The following is a 23,146-nucleotide window of genomic DNA, read 5'->3' as shown; positions in this document are numbered from 1 at the left end:
CGTCGACAGTGGAACAACAAAAACAATCACTGTGAGGGATACCGATATGTCAGAACATGTTCAGCCCCTGGAAGCCGTCCGCAGCGCGGGCACCAGTCAGGAAACCCAGAAAGTCATCTTCGCCTCGTCCCTGGGGACGGTGTTCGAGTGGTACGACTTTTTCCTCTACGGCGCCCTCGCGGCGGTCATCAGCAAACAGTTCTTCGCCGGGGTCAACGACACCACGGCGTTCATTTTCGCGCTGATGGCCTTCGCCGCCGGCTTCATCGTGCGCCCGTTCGGTGCGTTGGTGTTCGGACGGTTGGGGGACATGATCGGGCGTAAATACACGTTCCTCGCGACCATCGTCCTCATGGGCCTGGCAACCTTTTGCGTCGGTTTGCTGCCGACCTACGCGAGCATCGGCATCGCCGCGCCGATCATCCTCGTGGTGCTGCGCATGCTCCAGGGCCTGGCGCTGGGTGGTGAGTACGGCGGCGCTGCCACTTACGTCGCCGAACACGCACCGATCGGCAAACGCGGCTTCCACACCAGCTGGATTCAATCCACCGCCACCCTCGGCTTGCTGCTGTCGCTGCTGGTGGTACTCGGTTGCCGTTACTTCACCGGCGACCAGTTTGAAGTCTGGGGCTGGCGCATCCCGTTTCTGTTTTCGATCGTGCTGCTGGGCATTTCCACCTGGATTCGCCTGAGCCTGCACGAGTCGCCTGCGTTCGTGAAAATGAAAGAGGAAGGCAAACTCTGCAAGTCGCCGCTGCGCGATTCCTTCGGCAAATGGGAAAACCTTAAAGTGGTGCTGATCGCCCTGTTCAGCATCAACGCCGGGCAAGCGGTGACCTTCTATGCCGCGCAGTTCTACGTGCTGTTCTTCCTCACGCAGTTCCTGAAAATGGACCCGGCCCTGGCCAACAGCCTCCTGATTGTCAGCGTGATCATTGGCGCACCGTTCTTCATTTTCTTCGGCTGGCTGTCGGATAAAGTCGGGCGCAAACCGGTGCTGATGATCGGCCTGCTGCTGGCGACTGCACTGTACTTTCCGATCTTCAAGTCCATCGCCCACTACGCCAACCCGGCCATCGACCAGGCCAGCCGTCAGGCACCTATCACCGTGCTGGCCGACCCGGCCACCTGCACCTTCCAGTTCGACCCGGTGGGCAAGGCGAAATTTGATAGCCCGTGCGACAAGGTCAAAACCTTCCTGGTCAAACAAGGCCTGCCCTACAACAGCGAAGCGGCCCCGACCGGCAGCGGCGTGCAGGTGAGCGTCGGTGACGTGAAGCTCGACGGCTTTGACGAAGCGGCCCTGCGTGGCGCAGTGACCCTGGCCGGGTATCCGTCAAAAGCCGACATCCAGCTGATCAACAAACCGATGATCGTGGTGTTGATCGTTGCGCTGATCATCATCTCCGCCATGTGCTACGGCCCGCTGGCGGCGCTGATGGTTGAACTGTTCCCGACCCGCATTCGCTACACCTCGATGTCCCTGCCCTATCACATCGGCAACGGCTGGTTTGGTGGTTTCCTGCCGACGGTGTCGTTTGCCCTGGTGGTGTACACCGGGGATATTTTCTACGGGCTGTGGTACCCCGTGGTGATTACCGGGGTGAGCCTGGTGGTGGGGATGATGTGTTTGCGGGAGACGAAGAACGTGGACCTCGATAAAAACTGACGACACAAACCTCTAGCGAAGTCTTACCTGTGGCGAGGGGGCTTGCCCCCGTTGGGTCGCGAAGCGGCCCTGAAACCTTATTCGGTGTGTCAGGTACGCCGCGATTGCAGGTTCTGCGACTGCTGCGCAGCCGAACGGGGGCAAGCCCCCTCGCCACAAAATGTTTTCTGCACATCAGGTCTTGAGCACCTCAAACGTCACTTCGTCAGGATAGAACGCCACATACCCGCCAATCTGCGCAACCGACACCTTGGGGTGCTCATAACTCCATACCGCATTGGCACCTTCATGCCCGGGGATCTGCAGGCTGTAATAGCTGGCATCGCCCTTGTACGGGCAATAGCTGGTGTGGTCGGTGCGGGCGAAATACTGTTCGGCGATGTCCTCCCGCGGGATGTAGTACACCGGAGGATAATTGGTCTCATGCATGACCAGCGCCCGAGTGGACGACGCCACTTGAATGCCATGGAACTTCACCACCACGCAGCCGGATTGGGGGACGATGGAGATGGGACTACCGGCACCTGGGACTTTCATGAAGTAGGTTCCTCTGTTGCTGTTGTGCGGTTTCCGCGCCCCAACAGGTATACCCCATGTTCTGGTATCGCGAGTACTTCGCAGCCGAACGGGAGTCGCTGGATTGACCGCTGTCATCAACCGCAACAGCTCAAGCTGTACATCCATACAGATAAAGATTGCTCCATCGCTCATCAACCGCCATTCTGTGCACCTCTCGAACACTGATCGATGATGGTGGTTATGCGGCTGTACCTCTGTGAAAAACCTTCCCAGGCCAAAGATATCGCGGCCGTGCTCGGCGCCAGGCGTCGAGGCGACGGCTGCTGGCTGGGAACGGACGTCACGGTGACCTGGTGCATCGGCCACCTGCTGGAAACCGCGCCGCCGGATGCCTACGACGCGCGTTACAAGCGTTGGGTGCTGGCGGATCTGCCGATCATTCCCGAAAAATGGAAAATGACCGTCAAGCCGCGCACGGCCAGCCAGTACAAGGCAGTCAAACGCCTGCTCGGCGAGGCCAGTGAACTGGTGATTGCCACCGACGCCGACCGTGAGGGCGAGATGATTGCCCGGGAACTGGTGGAACATTGCCGTTATCGCGGGCCGATCCAGCGGCTGTGGTTGTCGGCGCTGGACGATGCGTCGATCCGCAAGGCGCTGGCGGCGCTCAAGCCCGGGGCCGAGACGTTCAGCCTCTATCATTCGGCGTTGGGGCGCTCCCGGGCCGACTGGTTGATCGGGATGAACATGAGTCGGCTGTTCACCCTGCTGGGGCGTCAGTCCGGCTATCAGGGCGTGTTGCCGGTCGGTCGGGTGCAGACGCCGACTTTGCGCCTGGTGGTGGATCGCGACCGCAGCATTGCCGATTTCGTCCCGGTGGCCTACTGGGCTATCGATGTGCAACTGCTGCACGATGGCACGGCATTCATGGCCCAGTGGCGTGCGGCGTCCGATGCTTGTGACGATCAGGATCGCTGCCTGAACCAGGCGCTGGCCCAGCAGGCGGCTGCAGCCATTGGCAATGCGGCGAGCGCTCGGGTGATCAAGCTACGTACCGAGCGCATGCGCGAAGTCGCGCCGCTGCCGTTCGACCTGGGTACTTTGCAGGAAGTCTGCTCGAAAAAACTCGGGCTCGGCGCCCAGGAAACCCTCGATATCGCTCAGGCCCTGTATGAAACCCATAAAGTCATCACCTACCCGCGCAGCGACTGCGGCTACCTGCCCCTGAGTCAGCACAGCGAAGCGCCGGGTATTCTGGCGGCGCTCCGGCAAGCCGATCCGGCCCTGAACGCCTTGCACGATTATCTGGAGCCGCAACGCCGATCGCGGGCCTGGAACGATGCCAAGGTCAGCGCGCACCACGGCATCATTCCGACCGCCGCGGCGAAGAATCTTGATCGACTGGTGGGCAAGCAACGGGCGGTCTACACCCTGATTCGTGCGCGTTACCTGGCGCAGTTCCTGCCCAACCATGAATACGACCGCACCCAGGCCGACTTCGACTGCGCCGGTGAAGCCTTGCGCGCCGTGGGCAAGCAGATTGTCGAGCCCGGCTGGAAACGCGCCCTGCCCGAAGCCCTCGCGCCCGCCAAGGGCCGCGAAGCACCGGCACCGCAAACACTGCCGACACTGGCCGAAGGGCGTGACTGCGCGGTGGCCGACGTGAAGCTCAAGGACCTCTGGACCCAGCCGCCCAAGCCATTCACCGAAGGCGATCTGATCAAGGCAATGAAGAACGTTGCCAAACTGGTGGAAGATCCGCAGCTCAAGCAAAAGCTCAAGGACACCACCGGCATCGGCACCGAAGCCACACGCGCCTCGATCATCCAGGGCCTGCTCGACCGAGGTTATCTGATCAAGAACGGCAAGGCCCTGGCCGCGACGCCGGCGGCTTTCAGCCTGATCGATGCGGTGCCGCGCGCGATTGCCGACCCCGGCACCACGGCGATCTGGGAACAGGCGCTGGACATGGTGCAGAGCGGTGAAATGAGCCTGGAAGAATTCGTCACCAAACAGGCCGCGTGGATGAGCAAGCAAGTGGCACGCTGCGCCGGCCTGAACCTGACCATCAGCGGGCCGGCAAGCCCGGCCGGGCGTGGCGCCACACCGTGGAAAAACAAACGCAAACCCGCCAAACGCAAGCCTTCGACTGGAACCAAGCGCGCGGCGAAACCGGCGGGCAAGGTTTGAGGGCAGCGAATCGAAATGGTCTAGTGTTCTTCAATGTCAGTTAAGACACGGAAGGTACGACCATGGCGACAATCAGGAGCCAGCCCTCGATAGAACTGCACGCCGCCCAGCGCGACGAACTGGAAACCATCGAAAACCTGATGCAGTTCTACATGTACGATTTCAGCGAATGGCTGCCGCTGAAGCTCGGGGAACATGGTTACTTCAACATCCAGCCCAAACTGGACTACTGGCGCAACCCGGCAACCCGGCCGTTTCTGATCAAGGTCGACGGCGAGCTGGCAGGGTTCGTGACCGTGGATAACGAAACCCATATCGTCGGCGCCGAGTACAACATCGGCTACTTTTTTGTCAGTCGACGCTTTCGTGGCCAAGGTGTCGCGAAGTTTGTCGTCTCTGCCCTCTTGAGCCGCTTCCCCGGTCAATGGCAGATTTTCCACATCGATGCCAACCAGCCTGCGCGGCTGTTCTGGGCCAGGGTGATGCCCGATCTCACGGCCGGAGTGTTCACCGTGCATCAGCTGCCGATCGACGGTTATCCATGCACCGTTTACCGCTTTGAAAGATCGCAGCCCTCGGCAACGCCTACGGGGCCGGGGTAAGCGCTGCCGAAGATTCCAAACGGTGGCCACGCTGACTTTCTAATTCCAAAACCACTTTGTCCGACAATATGTAGTGAACAAAAATAATCACTACAAAACCGTTGACGCCTCCGATTTGCCCTTGCATGATGCAGACGTCTCCCCGATCGGGAGTACAGGCAACACGTTTGAGCAAGTTCGTCTGACCGCCGAGCTGTTTTTCCCGGATACACGCTGCCCACAAGGCAGATTGAAGAAGCTGACCTGGCCTGAACGTCCAGTACAAGGGCGAGAAACGCTAGCGATCAATCCTCATGAAGCTTGTGGCCGACCCTGAAAACGTCGGCAGTGGCCTCCAGGTTTTCGCTGCTTCTCTTCGTTGTGACGCTATTGCGTAGCAGTTATTCAACACGACTACATGCAACAGATGCGCGACCCCGTCGTATTGACGGTCGACCGCTGACGTCCTGGTTTCGGTGCCAGGGATCAACTAACCGATGGGCTACCTGTATTAGCGAATCAACTTTGAAAGATCACCAAATGGTCAAGGGGCTTACAATGAATCTGAACAATCAACCTACTATCGATGAACTGGCTCGTTTGTTCGCTGCGCAAAAAGACAGCCATGACAGCCATATTCTGTGGATCAGCAAATCGGGCCAGGTCCATATCGACTGCCTGTCGCCCCATGCCCACGAAGAAGAGTTCGACAAGAACAACCAGAACCTGCTGGCCCGCATGAAGATGTACCGTCGCGGCCAGGGCTATGTCGGCAAGAAAGCCGCGGCCGACAAGGACTTCATCGGTAATGTGCTGCAAACGCTGACACAGGCGTGGGCCTCGCTGCAGAACCAGAATGAAGTTCGGGTGATTGATCGGTTGTACTGATCTCTCCCAAACACAAGAAGGCCCCGCTCGTTTTATCGAGCGGGGCCTTTTTTATTCGTCACCGTCTGCACCTCTGACTTTGCACCGGGTCAAAAGAACAGGGCTATGGTTAACAGTGCGCTGGACATCGGTTTATCCGCTGGAGGTCTGCGATGAAAACAACCCTGACATTCATGCTACTGGCATTGGCGAGTGCAGCCCATGCGAACAGTCTCCCCGGCATTCCCGCCTTCGATGTGGACTGTCCCGGGAAAATCATGGTCCACGCCGACCAGGATGGTCCGGTGATGATCAACAGCAAAGAAGCCCAGACCAAAATGATCAATGATCGCCTTTTCGAGGCCAAGGGGCCGGATGTGACGATCTCGATCAGCATCGCGGATGACGACACGGTAGCCGTGACCTATACCAGCAAGAAAGGCGGCAATGGCATCTGCCAGTCGGTGGATGATTGATTCACACGCTGGTGCTGCCGGCCATCACCAGGTTCGCGAACGCCACAGACGCGGCACTGTGATAGTTGTTCTTCCTGCGCAGCAATGCCGCGTCGCGCCGGGGTGCCTCGCCCTGTAATTCAATTCGGCGCAATGCCCGTTCCGCCGTGGCGATGGGCTCCGGGAGGATGGTGGCCATCGGCGTGTGGCGAATGACCTCCAGCAACGTACTCACCGAATTCACCTCGATCGCCACCTTGGGCGTGATGTTCTGCTGCCGAAAATACTCGTCGACTGAGGATCGGGTGATGAAGTCCGGCGTCAGCAACGCGAATTCCAATTGCGCCATCTCCTTGGGCGATAGCGGGATCTGCCGTTCGTACAACGGATGACGGTGCCCGACCACCACACCCAGAGTCTCGACAAACGCCGGCACGCACTCGATATCCGGGCTCCTCACCGGGGTGAAGGCAATGGCAATGTCCAGCGAGTCATCAAGCAACCCCGTCTCGATGTCATCCATCGACAACTCGAAAATCTGCAGATGGATGTTCGGAAACTTCGCCGCGTAATCGCGCACCAGCGGCCCCACCAGATACGCCATGAACGTTGGCGTCATGGCCAGTCGCAAGGTGCCGCGAGACAAGTCCTTCACATCATGCAGCGCGCGTTTGCCCGCTTCCAGTTCCACCAGCACCCGCCGGGCGCATTCGATATAGGCCTGCCCCGCGTCGGTCGCTTTGACCGTGCGCGAGGTGCGGTCGAACAGGCTGACACCCAGGGTTTCCTCCAGTTGCCGGATCTGCTGGGACAGTGTCGGTTGGGAGACGTGCAACGCCTCCGCAGCGCGGGTGAAGCCGCCGTGGTCGGCGACCGCCAGCAGGTAGCGCAAATGTCGGAGCAGCATGGGGCTCATCATCTATAGGCAGGACTTATGCAAAGCATTGTATATCGATCTTGGACGCTATGGATCAATCAACCGAAGATGGCTCAACTTTCCAGCCACAACCGATAGGAGTCACACCATGCAACAGTCCCACGCTTACCAGGACACCAGTCTGGCCCTGACCACTTCGATCCTCGATGCCAAGGCGCGCAAGAATCTGTCCTGGCAGGATCTGACCGACGGCACCGGCCTGGGTCTGGCCTACGTCACCGCCGCCCTGCTCGGCCAGCATCCACTGCCGGAAGCCGCCGCCAGAGTAATCGGCGAAAAACTCGAGCTGGACGCCGACTCCGTGGCCCGCCTGCAAATCATCCCGCTGCGCGGCAGCCTGTCGGGTGTTCCGACCGACCCGACCATCTACCGTTTCTACGAAATGATCCAGATCTACGGCACCACGCTCAAAGCCCTGGTTCACGAGCAGTTCGGCGACGGCATCATCAGCGCGATCAACTTCAAGCTGGACCTGAAAAAGGTCGAAGACCCGGAAGGCGGCTCCCGCGCCGTGATTACCCTGGACGGCAAGTTCCTGCCGCTGCGTCCGTTCTAAGTAACTGGCCACCTTTAGCAAGCGATACCCCGTAGCAGCTGCCGAGCCTGCGAGGCTGCGTTCGGCGGCGGAGCCGTCGTAAACCCGGTGCACACGGTCTACCTGAAAGACCGCGCTGCTTGATTTCACGACTGCTTCGCAGCCGAACGCAGCCTCGCAGGCTCGGCAGCTGCTACGCCCCCTCATTCATTGCAAGGAAGTCCGCCATGAAAGCGCTCATCGAAGGTTTATTGAAGTTTCAGAAAGAAGCGTTTGCGCAACGTACCGACCTGTTCAAACACCTGGCCACCACCCAGCATCCCGGCACCTTGTTCATCACCTGTTCCGACAGCCGCGTGGTACCGGAACTGCTGACCCAGCAAGAGCCCGGCGAACTGTTCGTGGTGCGCAACGCCGGCAATATCGTGCCCTCTTACAGCCCGCATCCGGGCGGCGTGTCGGCCACGGTGGAATATGCGGTCGCGGTATTGGGCGTGACAGACATCGTGATCTGCGGGCATTCGGACTGTGGCGCCATGACCGCCATTGCCCAGTGCAAATGCATGGATCACCTGCCCGCCGTCAGCGGCTGGTTGCAGCACGCCGAGTCGGCCAAGGTGATCAACGAAGCCCGCCCTCATGCCAGCGACGCGGCCAAGGTCAGTTCGATGGTGCGGGAAAACGTCATCGCCCAACTGGCGAATATCCAGACCCACCCGAGCGTGCGCCTGGCCCTGGAAAAAGGCCTGTTGAACCTGCATGGCTGGGTCTATGACATCGAAACCGGCTCGGTCGACGCCCTGGATGCCGGCAGTCACAGCTTCGTGTCGCTGGCCGAACACCCCGGCACTTGCGCTGTGCACGGCAAAACGGTCGAAGCCGCCTGAAGGTGTCGACCGCACAAGCTGTACCAGGCTTGGCGCAGCGTTACAAAGTGGACAGGCGCGCTACTGCGCCCGTCCTCGTTTCCCGGCCGGGGATGTGCCACTCACACGATCGCCCTTGTTATTTGTCGTCCGTCTTGGCTGACGATTGTGGCCGACGTTCAGGTGTGTCTTCAGCGTTGGGCGCTTCTGGAAAACTGCCTGGGGTGAACACATGAGTGAGCAATTCGCTGGCATCGATGTTGACGACACCAGGAACCGAACGGGCCAGTGCAACAGCGTGCTCACACTGTCTATGGGTATTGACGCGACCGCTCAATGCCACCGCACCCGCATGGGTTTTGACATGGACATTCAGGCCAAGAGTGGTATCGGCCAATGCCAGGGCCGACTTTACCCGGGTGGTAATCCACGTGTCGTGAACGACCGTTTCCAGACCATGGGAGTAATGTTGGAAGTCATGAAGTTTCATGGCGCAATCCTCTCACACGTAATCCCCGCGAAGAGGGAGTGTCAGTCAACATTGATGTCGCCTGACACACCGCTTTCGCGGGCAAGCCACGCTCCCACAGGTTTGCGCGTCTCAGCGTTTGACCGACAGACTCGTCTGGGTCATGCGGCTGCGGATCGTGAACACGCCATCACCCGAGAGAATCGCGCTGCGCGCAAACAGGCGACCGCTCTCCCAGTTCGAAAGCCCCAGTTCCGGCTTGTTCAGCGCGTACTGTCCGTCGACCCAGCGGGTGATCCCGTTGCCGACAAAAGGCGCGTTGACCGCGTTGTAGAACCGCGCCTGCGCCTGGGCATCTTCACTGATCAGCGACACGGTGAATTGCGGGCTGTAGCGGTTGAACAAGGCAATGGCCTGATCCAGATCGTCGACGATCTTCAGGCTGACTTCCGGGGTTTCTTCCCATTCCCACTCGCGGCCCAATTGGTCCTCGGGCAGCGGTTCGGCCTGTGCTTCGGTCTGATAGCCTTCGGCGCGGTACACCTCGACGCTCGCGGTGCGCCAATCGCTCGGCAAATGCTGCTCGCTGCCCTCGACGATGTGCAGTTTGCAGCCCTGGCCCCGCGCGGTGCCAGCCTGTTGCAGTGCATCGAGAAACAGCGGCACCAGTTCGGCTGCTCGGTCGCGGTGGATCAGGCAAACGTTCAAGGTGTTGCAGACTTTGCGGTCCAGCGAATTGCGCACCACGGCGGCGAAGCGCTGGGCATCGGCATCTTTATTCGCGATCAGCCAGGCGCCACCGGTGCCATGCAGGCTGACGGCGGTGCCGGCCTGTTGCGCGATGCTGCCCAACTGGCTGACCGCATGCCCCGAACCACGGGCCACGGCCAGCGACAGGCGCCGGTCGGCGAACATTGCCCAGCCGGCGGCGTGATTGACACTTTCGACCAGCGACACTGCACCGCTCGGCAACCCGGCATCGGCCAGTGCCGGATTCAGTGCATGGGTGACGATGGCCTGAGCGGTGCCCAACGCGTCGCTACCAATACGCAGCACCGCGGTGTTGCCAGTGCGCAATACACCGGCGGCGTCGGCAAAGACATTGGGCCGGCCTTCGAACACAAAAGCGACGATGCCCAGCGGCGAAACCACCTGCTCGACTTTCCAGCCGTCGTGCTCGACGCAGCTCACGACTTGACCGCGGGTGGCCGGCGCATCGCGCCAGGCCCGCAGGCCGGCGATCATGTCGCGGCGCATGCGCTCATCAGCCAGCAATCGCGTGGTGGAACGCCCGCGTGCCTTGGCCCGCTCGATGTCGGCCAGGTTGGCGGCTGCAATCAAAGCCCAGCATTCCGGGGTTTCCAGGCGTTGCGCGAAGCGATCGAAGAACTCGCTGATGGCGTGATCCGAAACGCTGGACATTGCGGCAAACGCCGCCTCGGCGCGCTCGATGGCGACCGTCGCCGCCTGCTGATCCGCCACCGGGATCAGCAACAACTCGCCGCTGACCTGCTCCACCAGCAGATGGTCGCCGGGCTGAAAGCGCGCCGCCAGTTCGGGGCTGACGACCGTGACACGATTACCGGCAAATGGGATCGGCGTGCCAGCGACTAGACGTTCGAGCGCAAGAGACATGAAGCGGTTTCACCATGCAGGGGGGCGGTCGGAAAATGTATAGGAAAATCCGTGGAGCGTCATTCACCGGGACGCGGTGGCGGTTACTTTTTCGCAAGTCGAAATACGTCCTGCTCCAGTCCATTGCTACCCTGTTTACGCTTATCCGAATTCACGTCATAAACCACCAGCAACAAGGGCTCTTCTACGCCTTCGGTGCCGATAAAGGTCATCCCTTCGGCATGATCGCAGCCTTTATCTTCTCCTTGCCCGTAAGGAACCTCCAGGACCGACGTCAATTGTTCGCTGAAAACGAAACCTTCATCTGCTGGCCTGGCGCCGTCGCGCCATCGAAATACAGTGACGGGCCCGTCGAGGTCCATCGTCGGTCCAGCCAGGATCAACATATCGTCACCATCGAGGCATAAGTCCCTGACGCCGAGCCCATTCAGCTGGAAGAAATGCTTTCGATACTTTCGCCCACCCGGCCCGATTTTCTTCAGCCTCAGTGTGTGAGCAAGCTTGGGATGGTCTTCGGGTTCGACCTCCAGAATGATTGCCCATCCCCGCAGCACAGGCCCTCGCAACCCGATAAAAACACGCTTGCCATTGACCTCGAGGCCTTCGGTATCGAACCCGTTGTCCTTGCTGGGAATGTGCAGGAATACCCCGACATGTTCGTCGTCCTTGAGTTCATCGAGCAATTCGTTACCCAGTTGATTGCCGGCCAATTGAGCGGCGACTCGATCATCGCTGGCGGTACTCTTCACCAAAGTGAACGTCCCGTTTTCTTCGACCAGAGGAATCCGGGCCAGGAGAAAACGATTGCCATCACGGCTGACAATGGCCAGACGTTCAGCGTTTTTCTTCAGGGACTTGGTGCTATCGGGCTTTTTCCGTTTCAGGCTGTGAGAGCCCACGATCCAGAGATACCCTGTGTCGCGGTCGTAGCTCATGCCCTCCAGGTCTGCTTCAACGTCTTCTTTGCCAACGTCCGGCATGACCGGCAGCGTCAACAGGGATGCCAACGGGAACCGCTTCTGCTGATCAAACAGAAATTCGCCCGGGCTGGCGCGCTCGCGCTGGGTGAAACGTTCAAGGCTCAAGGATTCATCATTGGCGACCCACAGGGTATTGCCAATCTGCACCACGGCAGACAACCCGTCGCGCAAATGAGCGTCCGTCTCATTGAAGACGAGAAGCGCGGAACCGAACTTCATCATGGATTCACCCGCGCCTCCACCCGATCGGGTGAGCAGTCAAAAGATCTACTTCACGTTAGCGACCACCCGGTGCAAGTCAAGGAGCGCCATCAGAACACCGACCAGCCAATCCGCTGACTCAACAACTCCAGCGCCGCCATACCCGCAAGAGAGTTGCCGGCAGCGTTCAATTCCGGGGACCAGACGCACACCGTGAATTGCCCCGGCACCACCGCGACGATCCCCCCGCCCACGCCGCTCTTGCCCGGCAGACCGACGCGATAGGCAAAGTTGCCCGCTTCGTCGTACAGCCCGCTGGTGGCCATGATCGAGTTGACTTGTTGGGTCTGGCGGGCGCTGAGGATCTGTGCGCCGCTGTGTTTGCAGAAGCCGTCGTTGGCCAGGAAGCAGAACGCCCGGGCGAGGTCCACGCAACTCATGCGCAGCGCGCAATGGCTGAAGTAGCTGCGCAGCACCGCCTCGACATCGTTATGGAAGTTGCCGAACGACTGCATCAGATACGCCATGGCCGCGTTACGCGCGCGGTGCTGGTATTCGGATTCGGCGACCTTGCCGTCTACCATGATGTTCGGGTTGCCGGACAAGCGCCGGACGAAATCGCGCATCGACAGCGCTGGAGCGGCAAAGCGCGATTGATTGATGTCGCAGATCACCAGCGCACCGGCATTGATGAAGGGATTGCGCGGGCGCCCGCGCTCGAATTCCAGCTGCACCAGCGAGTTGAACGGCTGGCCCGACGGCTCGTGGCCCAGGCGTTCCCATATCGCTTCGCCGGAGTGTTCGATGGCCTGCACCAGGCTGAACACCTTGGAAATACTCTGCACCGAGAACGGCGTGTCGGCGTCCCCCGCGCAAAACAACTCGCCGTCATTGCCATAGACGGCAATGCCCAATTGATTGCCCGGTACCTCGCCGAGGGCGGGAATGTAGTCAGCCACTTTGCCCTGACCGATCAACGGTCGGACTGCGTCAAGGATCTCGTTCAACAGAGCTTGCATGCCGGGTTCCGAAGTCTCGCCCCATGGGATTGCGGGGACACTGTCGCTAGACGCCGCTGAGCGGCGTTGAATCACAGTTTTGTATGGGAATGTATCTGTCGCGGCCCGGGATACACCAACTTGCACCGGGTGGTCTTTCAGACATATCGCCAATACAGCTGATTGCAACACTTCTGTCGTCCGCTGACCACCGGCAAACCGGATCAGCCCTTGCTCAGGAGTGTTGTCATGATGACCCAAGTCCCCCGTTACCATGGTTGGTCGCTGTTTGGCCTGCTGGCCATGCTGGTGCTGCTGATGACCGGCCTGATTCTGCTGCTCAACCCCGATCTGGTAGAAGCCACCCGCAGCGCCATTCGCGCCACCGCACGCACTTCGTTTGCGCTGTTTCTTGCTGCATTCACTGCATCGGCCCTGGCGGTGCTGGTGCCCTCGCCTTTCAGCCACTCGCTGGTGCGTGAACGACGCTTCATCGGCCTGGCCTTCGCGTTTTCCCATCTGGTCCACGCCATTCTGATCTACAGCTACGGCCAACTGAACCCCGAGTTCTGGCCCGACCGCACCACGGTCGGCAATATTCCGGGTTCGGTCGGTTACCTGTTCATTCTGTTGATGGCATTGACCTCATTCAAAACCACGGCGCGCCTGATCGGCCCCAAAGCCTGGAAAGCCCTGCACACCTGCGGCATGTGGGTGATCGCGGCGGTGTTCGCCTTTTCCAACTTCAAACGCATCCCACTGAGCGCCTGGTACGTCCTGCCGTTCGGCCTGATGTTTTCAGCGATTGTCATTCGGCTGCTGGGCACGATTGCGCAGAAGTACAAACGGTCCGCCAGAAACACGCTATTGACCGAATAAAACCTCAACACCACCAATCCCCCGTGGGATCGGGCTTTTGTGGCGAGGGGGCTTGCCCCCGTTGGGTTGCGAAGCAGCCCCAAAATCTCTGATGCATCAAAGATCTTGTGAGTGCTACGCACTCAAACGGGGGCGAGCCCCCTCGCCACAGTCCGCTCCCACAATGAATCCCTTGGAGCTCAAACCATGAACACCTCTCTCTCATCAGCCATCCAGGGCCTGCACCTGAACCTCGACCGCGTCGGCAACTGGATCGCGCCCCTCACCCTGCGGCTGTTTCTGGCCTGGGAGTTTTTCGAGTCTGGCCTGGAAAAATGGAACGGCCAGAACTGGTTCGCCGACATCCAGGACCGCTTCCCGTTTCCCTTCAACCACGTTCCCGCCACGCTGAACTGGGAACTGGCGATGTGGGCCGAGCTGATCTGCGCCCTCACCCTGCTGGCAGGCCTCGGGACACGGCTCTCGGCGATTATTCTCGTGGTGGTCACGGTCGTCGCGACCGCTGCCGTCCACTGGCCGGCCGATTGGTCTACATTGAGTGAACTTGCCCAGGGTTATGCCATCAGCAACAAAGGCCACGGCAACTTCAAGCTGCCGTTGATCTACCTCGCAGCCCTCATGCCGTTGTTGTTCTCGGGGGCCGGCAAACTCAGCATGGACGCGTTGTTGGCTCGACTCTTCTGGCGGCGCAGTCACCGCTGAGACGCCAGCGTCTCGATACCCCATCCAACTTATGCAAAGGAGCCATCATGAGCGTAACCAGCCAATGGATCGAAATCAGCAGCCCCGAAGGCACCTTCGGCGCTTACCTGGCCATCCCCCACACCCGTAAAGGGCCGGGGATCGTGCTGATTCAGGAAATCTTCGGGGTCAACGAACACATTCGCTCGGTTGCCGAGCAATACGCCGCCGATGGCTATCTGGTCATAGCGCCGGATCTGTTCTGGCGCCACGGCCACCGTATCGAACTGGGCTACGACGAAGCCGGCTGGAAACGCGCCGTCGAATTGATGAACGCCACCGACCGCTATAAAGCCCAGGCTGACATCAAACTGGCCATCGATACCCTGAAGACGCATACCGGGCTCGACGGCAGGATCGCCTCCATCGGTTACTGCTTCGGCGGCATGCTGTCGTACAACACCGCAGCCAACGGTTTCGTCGACGTGGCGATCGCCTATTACGGCGGCGGCATTCAGAACCAACTGGATCGGGCCGGTGAAATCAAGGTGCCGCTGCTGATGCACTTCGGCGAACAGGACAGCCACATCCCCATCGACGCCGTGAAGCAAATCGCCGAGCGTTTCGAGTTCAACGACGATGTCGATATCGAGGTGTATCCGGGGGCCGAACATGGTTTCAACTGCTCGCACCGTGACAGCTACAACCAACGGGCGGCGGCCGAGGCGCATGGCAATACGTTGATCTTTTTAAGTCAGAACCTTTGATAGCCGAGGTTGGCGCTATCAATACTCGATGAGTATTCAGCCCGGAAACCAGCATGGACAACCTAGCAAAACCCAGACCAGCCTCACTGCGTATCCCCTCCACGGTCTGGGCCCTGGGTTTTGTCAGCCTGTTCATGGACCTTTCGTCAGAGCTGGTGCACAGCCTGTTGCCGGTATTTCTGGTCACTACTTTAGGCGCTAGCGCACTGACCGTCGGGGTGATCGAAGGCATTGCCGAGGCGACGGCGATGGTGGTCAAGATATTCTCCGGCGCCATCAGCGACTTTATCGGCCGGCGTAAAGGCCTGCTGTTGATGGGCTACGGTCTGGCGGCGTTGTCGAAGCCGCTGTTTCCCCTCGCGCACTCGGTTGATGTGGTATTCACCGCGCGCTTTCTGGATCGCATCGGCAAAGGCATTCGTGGCGCGCCGCGCGATGCGCTGGTCGCCGATGTCGCCCCCGCCGAAATCCGTGGTGCCTGCTTCGGCTTACGCCAGTCGATGGACACCGTGGGGGCGATTCTGGGTCCGGTTCTGGCGATCGTGCTGATGCTCTGGCTCGGGCAGATCCATCTGGTGTTGTGGTTTGCGGTGATCCCGGCGGTGATATCGGTGGCGCTGATTGTCGGTGGCGTTAAAGAGCCTACCGATGTCGCCGGGAAACACACCTTTCGCTCGCCTATCCACTGGAAGGTACTGCGGGAGTTTTCCCAGGGTTACTGGTGGGTGGTGATCGTCGGCGGGCTCTTCACGCTGGCCCGTTTCAGCGAGGCCTTTCTGGTCTTGAAAGCGCAGCAGACAGGTCTGACGGCCACTTGGGTGCCGATGGTGATGGTGGTCATGTCGCTGTTGTATGCGGTGTCCGCCTACCCGGCCGGCTGGCTGTCCGACCGGATCAGCCGCACCAAGTTGCTGTGTGTCGGCATGGGGCTGCTGATCCTGGCGGACCTGCTGCTGGCGCAAGCGGATTCAATCATGACCATGCTGGCGGGCGTAGCCCTGTGGGGTCTGCACATGGGCTTCAGCCAGGGCATTCTCGCGACGCTGATCGCCGACACCGCACCCGAGCATCTCAGGGGCACGGCGTTCGGCCTGTTCAATCTGATCAGCGGCGTGTGCCTGTTGATCGCCAGCGTACTGGCTGGCGCGCTATGGGAAACCTCGGGCTCCGCCAGCACTTTCATCGCCGGGGCGGTGCTGGCGGCTGCGGCGTTGGCGTTGCTCCTGTTGCGCAAGTCCTAGTCCGCGATCGCGGTGAACCCGCGTTGCAAATCCTCGATCAACGCGTCGACATCTTCCAGGCCAATGTGCAACCGCAGCACCGGGTTCAATGCGCGATCTGCCGCACTGTTGCGATCCTGGGTGTCGGCGACGGTGACCAGGCTTTCATAGCCGCCCCAGGACGCACCCAGACCAAACACCTGCAACGCATCGATGAAGCGCTCTACATACGTAGCGTCGGCATCACGCAGTTCGAAGGACAGTAAGCCGTTGCTGCCCGTGAAGTCCCGTCGCCACAGGGCATGATGGGGATGATCGGCCAGCGCCGGATGGAACACCCGTTTCACCTGCGGTTGCGCTTGTAGCCAATGAGCGATTTCCAGGGCCTGGCGTTCGTGCACCTCCAGGCGTGGCGCCAGGGTTCGGGCGCCGCGCAGCACCAGCCAGGCGTCGTCAGGGCTGACGGCGCTGCCAAAGGTGTCGCTCATGGACGCCAGCGGCTGCCAGACTTCTTGCCGGGTACAGACGCTGCCCATGACCACATCGCTGTGGCCGCACAGGTACTTGGTCAACGCCATGATCGAGATGTCCGCGCCCAGCGTCAGCGGCCGGTACAGGTAGCCCGAGCCCCAGGTGTTATCGACGGCCAGCAGAATGCCTCGTGGTTTGCACAGCGCGGCGATGGCCGGCAGGTCGCTGAGTTCATACAGCAGCGAGCCGGGCACTTCGGTGTAGACCATTTTTGTATTGGCTTGCAGTTGCCCTTGCAGGCCGCTGCCGTCAGGCGCGAAGTAGCCGACCTGGATGCCGAACGGCCCAAGCAGCTCCCGAGCCAGACGCCGCACGGGCGCATACACCGCGTCGGTAATCAGCACATGATCGCCGGGCCGCAGGTAGGCCAGGAACGTCTGCGCCACCGCCGCCAGCCCGGTGCCAAACAAGCGGGTGCGATAACCGCCTTCCAGCTCCGTCACCAGGTCTTCCAAGGCAAAAGCGGTCGGATTGCCCCGAGCGCCATAGCTCAGCACCCGCTCCCGGTCACGGCGAGCACGGGCATCGCGCATCTGCGCCAGGTTGTCGAACAGCACCGTACTCAAACGAGTGACGGGCACGTTGACACCTCGACTGCCACTGCCCTTTTCGGTACGCGCCGCCTGCACTAGACGGGTACGCACCCGCGCATCACGAGTCGCTTGAGACGGCGCGCGCAGCGGTTTCAGGCTGGCGATTTCGTCTGCGCTCATTTGCGCCAACAGGCCGATTTCCCAGGCCAGGTACTGACGCGCCGCGTCCTTGTTGCCGGCGTGGCGATCATGGGTAAAGAACAGAAAATCGATGCACTGCTGATCGGGCGGCGTATTGGCATCTTCTTGCAACGCAAAACCCGCCTCGCGCCAGGCGTCAACGCCGCCGCTCAACAGCCGGGTTTGCGCACGTTGAACATCGGGCAATTCCAGCGCCGCGAACGCTGCCAGCTGCGGGTCATCGGCCAGCAACACCAGAGGTCGCTGTTCACCGGCCACTTCACTTGCCAGCAACGAACGAATCGACCAGCGCGAGCCGGCGATATGACCTTTGCGGAAGGTCATGCTCGGGCGCAGGTCAATCAATGCCACCGCGTCATCCTTCAACGCATCGGCCAGGGCTTGCGCGGTGGTCACGGGCAATGTTTCGTGAACGGATACCTCAAGCGCGGGCAATGCCAGACCGCTACTCACCCCACCTTCCAGCACATAAGCTTCATGCCCCAACTGCCGAAGCCAACTGGCAACGATCGGCGCCCGTATGCCATCGCTGTCGATCGGCACCAACCGCGCCTGACGCACGCCGATATACAGGTCGGTAGACTGAATCAACTGCCCGCCCGGCGTGTGTTGCGCACCGGGCAAACTGCCGGCGACAAACTCCTCGGCGGTGCGCACATCGCACAGAAACAAACTGCGTGCGGCCTCCCCGGCCCACTGCTCGACTTGCGCCGCCGTAACGGTTTCTACCCCGGCCCGTGCGGCCAGTTGTGCCGCGGCGAGGCGTTGTTGCGGCAAGGTCTTGGATGACACCTCATCGGCATAGCGGCGGGTGCTGCCATGTTCCAGCCGGAAATCTTCCAGGTACCAGCCCTGCGTACCGTTTTCCAAGGCGTAGACCGGATTCTTCAATCCCAGATTGATCAGGGTCTGGGCGCCAATAATGCTGCGGGTTCGACCGGCACAATTGACCACGATCGGCGTGCTGTCGTCCGGCACCAGATCCTGTACGCGATAGCCCAGCTCGCCGTTCGGGCAGCAGACAGAACCGGGGATGGTCATCTTGCGGTATTCGTCGAACGGCCGACCGTCCAGCACCACCAGAGGCTCGCCCCGGGCTTGCCATTCAGCCAGCTGCCTGGCGGTGACATGCGGCGTATCACTGGTCTCTTCCACCAATTCGCCAAAGGCTTTGGACGGCACATGCACACCCGCGAACAGTTGCAGGCCTGCCGCCTGCCAGGCATCGGCACCGCCGTCGAGAATATGCACGCGGCTGTACCCCAGCGCCTGCAAACGCCGAGCAGAGCGCACCGCGATGTCCCCGCCGTTCTGGTCATAGATCACCAGCCGCACCTGAGGATTCGGCGCCAGGCGTCGGACCTCCAGCTCCAGGCGACTGTAGGGCAGGTTCACCCCGTGAAACAGGTGGGCTTCGCCATATTGGCCATGCTCACGCACATCAAACAGGGCAATTTCCTGCCCGTCGAACAGCCATTGCTGCAGTTGCCCTGGGGTTACGGTCTGGCTCATGTGTAGGCCTTGATCGACGGCGCCATTTGCGAGGCGTTGTAATTGAGAATGCGCCCGTCGGCCTCGACCCCGTAACGGCCGTTGAGCGATTCCAGCGGCAAACCGTACAGGTGGAAATGCAGGGTCGGCTGCTCGCCTTCGACACGGATGCCATGCAGGTCTTCACCGAGAAACGAGATCGATGTGCCGGGTTGCACGATCACTTCCTTTTCCAGGTGCAACGTGGTGAACCCAGGCTCGCGGCCCTCGTCATCACGGGTGTAGACGTAGTTGATTTCCTGGCCTTCGACGGCGCTGATGATTGCCCAGGTTTCGTGGTTGTGCGGGATCGTACTTTTACCCGGCAACAATGAGTTGAGGTACAACGTCGGCGTGTCGCCATCGTCGTTCAGACGGTAGCGAAACGCGGTGCTGCCCTGCCCCGGCACTGGCGCCGGGAACACGTCGAAATTGAACAGATCGCGACGCTCGGCCAGGGTTTCGAGCAAGGCGACGATCTCCGTCAACGCGGCGCGGTCGACGCCACGCTGATGGATGACGCGGATTTTCTTGAGGAAATCCTCGATGACGGCGGCACGGTTATCGGTACTCATGAACAGACTCCTCGGTATTAGACGGACAGGCTGTAGCGGCTCAGGTTACTCAACAGATACGGATCGTTGGCGACACGGGGACGGCGTCCCGGATCGCCCAGGGCGTGACGCAGAAACTCCTGGGTCCGCTCACTGGTGGGGTACTGGAAGATCTGCTCGGCACTGCCGCGTTCGACAATCACGCCGTTTTCGGTGAAGTAGACGATGTCGCTGATCTCTTCGGCGAAACGCATTTCATGGGTCACCAACACACAGGTCATGCCCTCTTCGGTCAGCTCGCGAATCACCGTCAGCACCTCGCCAACGGTCTCCGGATCGAGGGCAGAAGTCACCTCATCGAACAGGATCAATTCCGGACGCATGGCCAACGCCCGGGCAATCGCCACCCGCTGTTGCTGACCGCCGGAGAGTTGCCCCGGATAAGCATCGGCCTTGTGCTCCATGCGCACCTTGGCCAGCAAGGCGCGGGCGTCTTTTTCGGCCTCGGCGCGGTTGCGCCCCAGCACTTTGCGCGGGGCGATTACCAGGTTCTGAAGCACCGACAAATGCGGGAACAGGTTGTACTGCTGGAACACAAACCCCACACGCTTGCGTAACTCGATGCGCTGGGTTTCCTGGGCCAGGGTGTGAACCTCAGTGCTGCCGACGCGGATGGTGCCGCGTTGGGGCTGCAACAAACCGGTGATGCAGCGCAGGATCGTCGACTTGCCGGAGCCGGACGGGCCGATGATCGACACGGCCTGGCCGCGATGCACGTCGAGGTCGATGCCCTTGAGTACCGGGTTGCTGCCAAATGACAGGTGCAGGTCGCGCAGGCTGACCAAGGGCTCGGCGACGGTTTCAGTAGAAGGCATAACGTCGCTCCAGGCGTTGGGTGAGTCGGGAAATCGGGTAGCAGTAAGCAAAGAACAGCACCAGCAGGCTCAGGTAAATCACCACGGTGAAGCCGGTGAGATTCACCGTGTTGCTGGCGATTTGCGCGGTGTCGATCACGTCATGCACGCCCACCAAAGACGCCAGTGCGGTGCCCATGGTGATCACCGCGTAGAGGTTCATCCACGGCGGCAACATGCGCTTGAAGCACTGCGGCAGGATGATCGAGCGGAAAATCTGCCCGCGAGTGAAGGCCAGGGATCGCGCCGCTTCCCACTGGGTACTGGGGATCGAGGCGACGGCACCACGGAAGATCTCCGCAACATTGGCGCTCGCCGGCAACGCCAGGCCAATCGTGACCTTGACCCAGTCCGGGAACGCGACATAAGCGCTGCCGATGTGGATCTCGAACGGGAACACATAGGTGGTGAAATAGATCAGCACCAGCCACGGCGCGTTGCGAAAAATCTGCACCCAGATCCGCGCCGGCAAGCGCAGCAGCCACAACGGCGACAACGTCAGGGCACCGACCAACAACCCCAGCAACGAGCCCAGCCCGATCGCCACCAGACTGATCAGAATGTTCTGGCCAAACCCGACGACCAAGGCTGGCGACCATTGCAGCAAAGCCTTGAGTACCGGGCTGTGCGGCGCGAAATACACCAGCCAGAGCACGGCCCCCACCAACAGCAGCAACTTGCCGACATGCCGACGCGGCCAGGCCCGCGGCGCGGTGACGGACGATTCAATGGCCATAACCGGGCATCCTCAGGCGCGCTTCGAGCAGGCGTCCCACACAATTGACGGTAAAACTCAGCAAGCCGAAAAACGTCAGGATCAGAATCATCAGCTCCAACACGTTATCGCTCTGGGTCCAGATCATGATCGCCGCGTAGGTGATGTCGCCGACGGCAATGGCCGAGGCGACGGCGGTCATTTTTACCAGGTCGATCAGGTTGTTGATCAGCGACGGCAAGGCGAAGCGCAAGGCCAGTGGCAGTTGCACATTCCACAACAACCGGCGGCTGCTGAACGCCAGCGAACTGGCTGCCTCCATCGTCACCGCCGGCACCGCTTCGATCCCGGCGCGCAAGGCTTCGGCATGAAACGCGCCTTTGTGCAGCGAAATCACGATCACCACCCAGGCGAACGGCGTCAGCGGGTTGGCCGCGCCAACGGCCTGGGTCAGCAGCATGTTCAGCACCAGAAATGCGCAATACAGCTGCACCAGCGTCGGCGTGTTGCGAGTGACTTCGACAAACACCCGCGCAGGTTTTGCCAGCCAGGTTTTACCCGAGGTCAGCATCGCCGCCAAACCGACCCCCGCCAGCAGGCTGCCGACGATGGTGAACAGGCACAGCAGCACCGTGGTCAGCGCGCCCTTCTCCAGGGTTCCGCGCTGATAAGCGTCCAGCAGAAAGCCGTAGTTCAGGCCGAATCCGGCGGCCCAGTGGACGAACAGTTCCATCCGGTGATTCCTTGAGCGACCGCCGAGTTCTTCGACTGCCTGTTGAAAACGATAAGGTGAACCGCTCAGGCGCCGTTGGCCTGGAACTGTTTCTGCAACTCCACCAAGGCCGGTGACGCAGGGGTGATGCGGTTGCGGGCCTGGGCGTCAATCAGCCAGCCGCTGCGGTGCAGTTCCTTGACGATGGGGTCGAGCCGGGCCTGGGTGTCGCGTTCGCCAGGTCGGGTCCAGATCACCGAAGGGGCCGGGTTGAGCTCCGGACTCAGCGCCCGATAGCCCTGCCATTCGGCGTTGTCGGCGATCAACGGGTTGATCAGCGTGGCGTCATGCACTGCCGCGACGCAGTTGTTGCCACGCAGCGCGAGCAAGGATTCCGACGAGCTCTTGAACGCCTTGATCTCCACACCCAGCTCGGTGAGCGGCTTGATGTAGCTGCTGCCCTGGGAGGTGCAGACGGGCTGGCCCTTGAGGTCTTCCCAACGACTGATCTTGCTGTCCTTGAGCAGCGCCGCGGTACCGCCGACACGGTAGAAAGGCGTTGGCACAAAACCGAGGATCTCACCGCGCTCGGCGGTCCATTCCATGTTGGCGATCAACAAATCCACTTTGCCCTGCTGCAAAAACTGCACGCGGTTGGCAGGCAATACCGGCACTAGTTGCACCTCGGCGCCCAACTGCCGACCCAGTTCCTGAGCGAGGTCGACGTTCAAGCCCCGAGGTTTCTGAGTACCCGGATCGATACTGCCGAAGGGGCCGCCGGACAGTACGACCCCCACCGTCAGCACATGCCGTTGCTGGATCTTGTCCAGCGTGGCATCAGCCTGAGCCCCGGCACTGGTAGCCAATGAGATCAAGGCGCCCAGCATCACAGGCAACCATCGTTTTACAGGTGAGCGCTCAAGCAACATGGATTTCCCCTCATGGATGATCGGCGTTCCCCGACCTGATGAGGCGGCATCCTAGGTACAGTCCTGAAGTAACGGAAA

23 protein-coding genes are annotated in these 23,146 nt (G+C 60.7%); 11 read left to right on the top strand and 12 right to left on the bottom strand.

From position 1 onward, the window contains the following. Positions 1-46 precede the first annotated feature (46 nt). Positions 47-1,669: an MFS transporter gene (locus AC1DQM_RS00465; protein WP_096480041.1), complete on the top strand. Its 1,623-nt coding sequence runs from the start codon at positions 47-49 to the stop codon at positions 1,667-1,669. 174 nt (positions 1,670-1,843) lie between these two features. On the opposite strand, the gene AC1DQM_RS00460 is transcribed toward AC1DQM_RS00465, so the two are convergent. Continuing rightward, the gene (locus AC1DQM_RS00460; RefSeq protein ID WP_111453470.1) at positions 1,844-2,206 is read right to left on the bottom strand and encodes a DUF427 domain-containing protein; all 363 of its coding nucleotides are present in this window, start codon (positions 2,204-2,206) and stop codon (positions 1,844-1,846) included. A 222-nt stretch (positions 2,207-2,428) separates the two neighbouring features. Between AC1DQM_RS00460 and AC1DQM_RS00455 the strand changes: the two genes are divergently transcribed. From AC1DQM_RS00455 to AC1DQM_RS00440, 4 genes are all read left to right on the top strand, one after another. After that, the gene (locus AC1DQM_RS00455) at positions 2,429-4,378 is read left to right on the top strand and encodes a DNA topoisomerase III (protein WP_477745877.1); all 1,950 of its coding nucleotides are present in this window, start codon (positions 2,429-2,431) and stop codon (positions 4,376-4,378) included. A 62-nt stretch (positions 4,379-4,440) separates the two neighbouring features. Continuing rightward, positions 4,441-4,980 (top strand): GNAT family N-acetyltransferase, encoded by a 540-nt coding sequence (locus AC1DQM_RS00450; protein ID WP_477745638.1) that lies wholly within the window; start codon positions 4,441-4,443, stop codon positions 4,978-4,980. Positions 4,981-5,517: 537 nt separating this feature from the next. Continuing rightward, positions 5,518-5,847, top strand: a complete 330-nt coding sequence (locus AC1DQM_RS00445; RefSeq protein ID WP_018929754.1) for a hypothetical protein — start codon at positions 5,518-5,520, stop codon at positions 5,845-5,847. Between the two features lie 152 nt (positions 5,848-5,999). Further along, a complete protein-coding gene (locus AC1DQM_RS00440; RefSeq protein WP_018929755.1) occupies positions 6,000-6,302 on the top strand; it encodes a hypothetical protein in 303 nt (100 codons plus the stop codon). 1 nt (position 6,303) lies between these two features. On the opposite strand, the gene cynR is transcribed toward AC1DQM_RS00440, so the two are convergent. Beyond that, a complete protein-coding gene (cynR, locus tag AC1DQM_RS00435; RefSeq protein WP_477745637.1) occupies positions 6,304-7,188 on the bottom strand; it encodes a transcriptional regulator CynR in 885 nt (294 codons plus the stop codon). A 118-nt stretch (positions 7,189-7,306) separates the two neighbouring features. On the opposite strand from cynR, the gene cynS reads away from it, so the two are divergent. Together cynS and AC1DQM_RS00425 are read left to right on the top strand one after the other, a co-directional pair. After that, complete coding sequence (gene cynS, locus AC1DQM_RS00430; RefSeq protein ID WP_018929757.1) at positions 7,307-7,774, top strand: cyanase; 468 nt, start codon at positions 7,307-7,309, stop codon at positions 7,772-7,774. Between the two features lie 206 nt (positions 7,775-7,980). Then, positions 7,981-8,640: a carbonic anhydrase gene (locus tag AC1DQM_RS00425; protein ID WP_477745636.1), complete on the top strand. Its 660-nt coding sequence runs from the start codon at positions 7,981-7,983 to the stop codon at positions 8,638-8,640. Between the two features lie 118 nt (positions 8,641-8,758). On the opposite strand, the gene AC1DQM_RS00420 is transcribed toward AC1DQM_RS00425, so the two are convergent. The 4 genes from AC1DQM_RS00420 to glsB all read right to left on the bottom strand — a co-directional run bounded on the left by AC1DQM_RS00420 (position 8,759) and on the right by glsB (position 12,923). Next, positions 8,759-9,109 carry a BON domain-containing protein gene (locus AC1DQM_RS00420; RefSeq protein ID WP_081625598.1) on the bottom strand — a complete coding sequence of 117 codons (351 nt, stop codon included), beginning with the start codon at positions 9,107-9,109 and terminating at the stop codon, positions 8,759-8,761. 111 nt (positions 9,110-9,220) lie between these two features. Continuing rightward, positions 9,221-10,723, bottom strand: coding sequence for an aldehyde dehydrogenase family protein (locus AC1DQM_RS00415; RefSeq protein WP_064618355.1), 1,503 nt, complete (start codon positions 10,721-10,723; stop codon positions 9,221-9,223). Between the two features lie 83 nt (positions 10,724-10,806). Further along, the gene (locus AC1DQM_RS00410) at positions 10,807-11,925 is read right to left on the bottom strand and encodes a DUF3616 domain-containing protein (protein ID WP_477745635.1); all 1,119 of its coding nucleotides are present in this window, start codon (positions 11,923-11,925) and stop codon (positions 10,807-10,809) included. Between the two features lie 89 nt (positions 11,926-12,014). Continuing rightward, positions 12,015-12,923, bottom strand: a complete 909-nt coding sequence (gene glsB, locus AC1DQM_RS00405) for a glutaminase B (RefSeq protein ID WP_018929762.1) — start codon at positions 12,921-12,923, stop codon at positions 12,015-12,017. A 228-nt stretch (positions 12,924-13,151) separates the two neighbouring features. On the opposite strand from glsB, the gene AC1DQM_RS00400 reads away from it, so the two are divergent. The 4 genes from AC1DQM_RS00400 to AC1DQM_RS00385 all read left to right on the top strand — a co-directional run bounded on the left by AC1DQM_RS00400 (position 13,152) and on the right by AC1DQM_RS00385 (position 16,470). Further along, a complete protein-coding gene (locus tag AC1DQM_RS00400) occupies positions 13,152-13,781 on the top strand; it encodes a ferric reductase-like transmembrane domain-containing protein (RefSeq protein WP_477745634.1) in 630 nt (209 codons plus the stop codon). A 186-nt stretch (positions 13,782-13,967) separates the two neighbouring features. After that, entirely contained in the window at positions 13,968-14,483 is a 516-nt protein-coding gene (locus AC1DQM_RS00395; protein WP_477745633.1) for an HvfX family Cu-binding RiPP maturation protein, read from the top strand. A gap of 47 nt (positions 14,484-14,530) precedes the next feature. Further along, entirely contained in the window at positions 14,531-15,229 is a 699-nt protein-coding gene (locus AC1DQM_RS00390; protein WP_018929765.1) for a dienelactone hydrolase family protein, read from the top strand. A gap of 53 nt (positions 15,230-15,282) precedes the next feature. Beyond that, positions 15,283-16,470, top strand: coding sequence for an MFS transporter (locus tag AC1DQM_RS00385; protein ID WP_086946209.1), 1,188 nt, complete (start codon positions 15,283-15,285; stop codon positions 16,468-16,470). Here AC1DQM_RS00385 and metC read toward each other — a convergent pair. The 6 genes from metC to AC1DQM_RS00355 all read right to left on the bottom strand — a co-directional run bounded on the left by metC (position 16,467) and on the right by AC1DQM_RS00355 (position 23,068). Further along, a complete protein-coding gene (gene metC, locus AC1DQM_RS00380) occupies positions 16,467-19,226 on the bottom strand; it encodes a cystathionine beta-lyase (RefSeq protein ID WP_477745632.1) in 2,760 nt (919 codons plus the stop codon). The two genes, AC1DQM_RS00385 and metC, sit on opposite strands and share 4 nt — an antisense overlap. Beyond that, on the bottom strand, positions 19,223-19,819 hold the full coding sequence (locus AC1DQM_RS00375) for a cysteine dioxygenase family protein (RefSeq protein ID WP_258668818.1): 597 nt from the start codon (positions 19,817-19,819) through the stop codon (positions 19,223-19,225). The genes metC and AC1DQM_RS00375 overlap by 4 nt, the downstream gene beginning before the upstream one ends. 17 nt (positions 19,820-19,836) lie before the next feature. After that, on the bottom strand, positions 19,837-20,673 hold the full coding sequence (locus tag AC1DQM_RS00370; RefSeq protein WP_477745631.1) for an amino acid ABC transporter ATP-binding protein: 837 nt from the start codon (positions 20,671-20,673) through the stop codon (positions 19,837-19,839). Continuing rightward, positions 20,660-21,448, bottom strand: coding sequence for an amino acid ABC transporter permease (locus tag AC1DQM_RS00365; RefSeq protein ID WP_477745630.1), 789 nt, complete (start codon positions 21,446-21,448; stop codon positions 20,660-20,662). Before AC1DQM_RS00365 ends, AC1DQM_RS00370 begins: the two co-directional genes overlap by 14 nt. Then, the gene (locus AC1DQM_RS00360) at positions 21,438-22,160 is read right to left on the bottom strand and encodes an amino acid ABC transporter permease (RefSeq protein ID WP_477745629.1); all 723 of its coding nucleotides are present in this window, start codon (positions 22,158-22,160) and stop codon (positions 21,438-21,440) included. Before AC1DQM_RS00360 ends, AC1DQM_RS00365 begins: the two co-directional genes overlap by 11 nt. 65 nt (positions 22,161-22,225) lie before the next feature. Then, positions 22,226-23,068, bottom strand: coding sequence for a transporter substrate-binding domain-containing protein (locus tag AC1DQM_RS00355; protein WP_086946203.1), 843 nt, complete (start codon positions 23,066-23,068; stop codon positions 22,226-22,228). Positions 23,069-23,146: the final 78 nt, after the last annotated feature.

The organism is Pseudomonas sp. 01L34, from assembly GCF_056400265.1.
The sequence above is the reverse complement of the archived record's forward strand: the minus strand, read 5'-3'. Positions and strand labels throughout refer to the sequence as shown.

Bases quoted from the DNA above. Each gene is read 5' to 3' on its own strand.
- AC1DQM_RS00465 (WP_096480041.1), top strand. From the start codon at position 47: ATGTCAGAACATGTTCAGCCCCTGGAAGCCGTCCGCAGCGCGGGCACC.
- AC1DQM_RS00460 (WP_111453470.1), bottom strand. From the start codon at position 2,206: ATGAAAGTCCCAGGTGCCGGTAGTCCCATCTCCATCGTCCCCCAATCC.
- AC1DQM_RS00455 (WP_477745877.1), top strand. From the start codon at position 2,429: ATGCGGCTGTACCTCTGTGAAAAACCTTCCCAGGCCAAAGATATCGCG.
- AC1DQM_RS00450 (WP_477745638.1), top strand. From the start codon at position 4,441: ATGGCGACAATCAGGAGCCAGCCCTCGATAGAACTGCACGCCGCCCAG.
- AC1DQM_RS00445 (WP_018929754.1), top strand. From the start codon at position 5,518: ATGAATCTGAACAATCAACCTACTATCGATGAACTGGCTCGTTTGTTC.
- AC1DQM_RS00440 (WP_018929755.1), top strand. From the start codon at position 6,000: ATGAAAACAACCCTGACATTCATGCTACTGGCATTGGCGAGTGCAGCC.
- cynR (WP_477745637.1), bottom strand. From the start codon at position 7,188: ATGCTGCTCCGACATTTGCGCTACCTGCTGGCGGTCGCCGACCACGGC.
- cynS (WP_018929757.1), top strand. From the start codon at position 7,307: ATGCAACAGTCCCACGCTTACCAGGACACCAGTCTGGCCCTGACCACT.
- AC1DQM_RS00425 (WP_477745636.1), top strand. From the start codon at position 7,981: ATGAAAGCGCTCATCGAAGGTTTATTGAAGTTTCAGAAAGAAGCGTTT.
- AC1DQM_RS00420 (WP_081625598.1), bottom strand. From the start codon at position 9,109: ATGAAACTTCATGACTTCCAACATTACTCCCATGGTCTGGAAACGGTC.
- AC1DQM_RS00415 (WP_064618355.1), bottom strand. From the start codon at position 10,723: ATGTCTCTTGCGCTCGAACGTCTAGTCGCTGGCACGCCGATCCCATTT.
- AC1DQM_RS00410 (WP_477745635.1), bottom strand. From the start codon at position 11,925: ATGATGAAGTTCGGTTCCGCGCTTCTCGTCTTCAATGAGACGGACGCT.
- glsB (WP_018929762.1), bottom strand. From the start codon at position 12,923: ATGCAAGCTCTGTTGAACGAGATCCTTGACGCAGTCCGACCGTTGATC.
- AC1DQM_RS00400 (WP_477745634.1), top strand. From the start codon at position 13,152: ATGATGACCCAAGTCCCCCGTTACCATGGTTGGTCGCTGTTTGGCCTG.
- AC1DQM_RS00395 (WP_477745633.1), top strand. From the start codon at position 13,968: ATGAACACCTCTCTCTCATCAGCCATCCAGGGCCTGCACCTGAACCTC.
- AC1DQM_RS00390 (WP_018929765.1), top strand. From the start codon at position 14,531: ATGAGCGTAACCAGCCAATGGATCGAAATCAGCAGCCCCGAAGGCACC.
- AC1DQM_RS00385 (WP_086946209.1), top strand. From the start codon at position 15,283: ATGGACAACCTAGCAAAACCCAGACCAGCCTCACTGCGTATCCCCTCC.
- metC (WP_477745632.1), bottom strand. From the start codon at position 19,226: ATGAGCCAGACCGTAACCCCAGGGCAACTGCAGCAATGGCTGTTCGAC.
- AC1DQM_RS00375 (WP_258668818.1), bottom strand. From the start codon at position 19,819: ATGAGTACCGATAACCGTGCCGCCGTCATCGAGGATTTCCTCAAGAAA.
- AC1DQM_RS00370 (WP_477745631.1), bottom strand. From the start codon at position 20,673: ATGCCTTCTACTGAAACCGTCGCCGAGCCCTTGGTCAGCCTGCGCGAC.
- AC1DQM_RS00365 (WP_477745630.1), bottom strand. From the start codon at position 21,448: ATGGCCATTGAATCGTCCGTCACCGCGCCGCGGGCCTGGCCGCGTCGG.
- AC1DQM_RS00360 (WP_477745629.1), bottom strand. From the start codon at position 22,160: ATGGAACTGTTCGTCCACTGGGCCGCCGGATTCGGCCTGAACTACGGC.
- AC1DQM_RS00355 (WP_086946203.1), bottom strand. From the start codon at position 23,068: ATGTTGCTTGAGCGCTCACCTGTAAAACGATGGTTGCCTGTGATGCTG.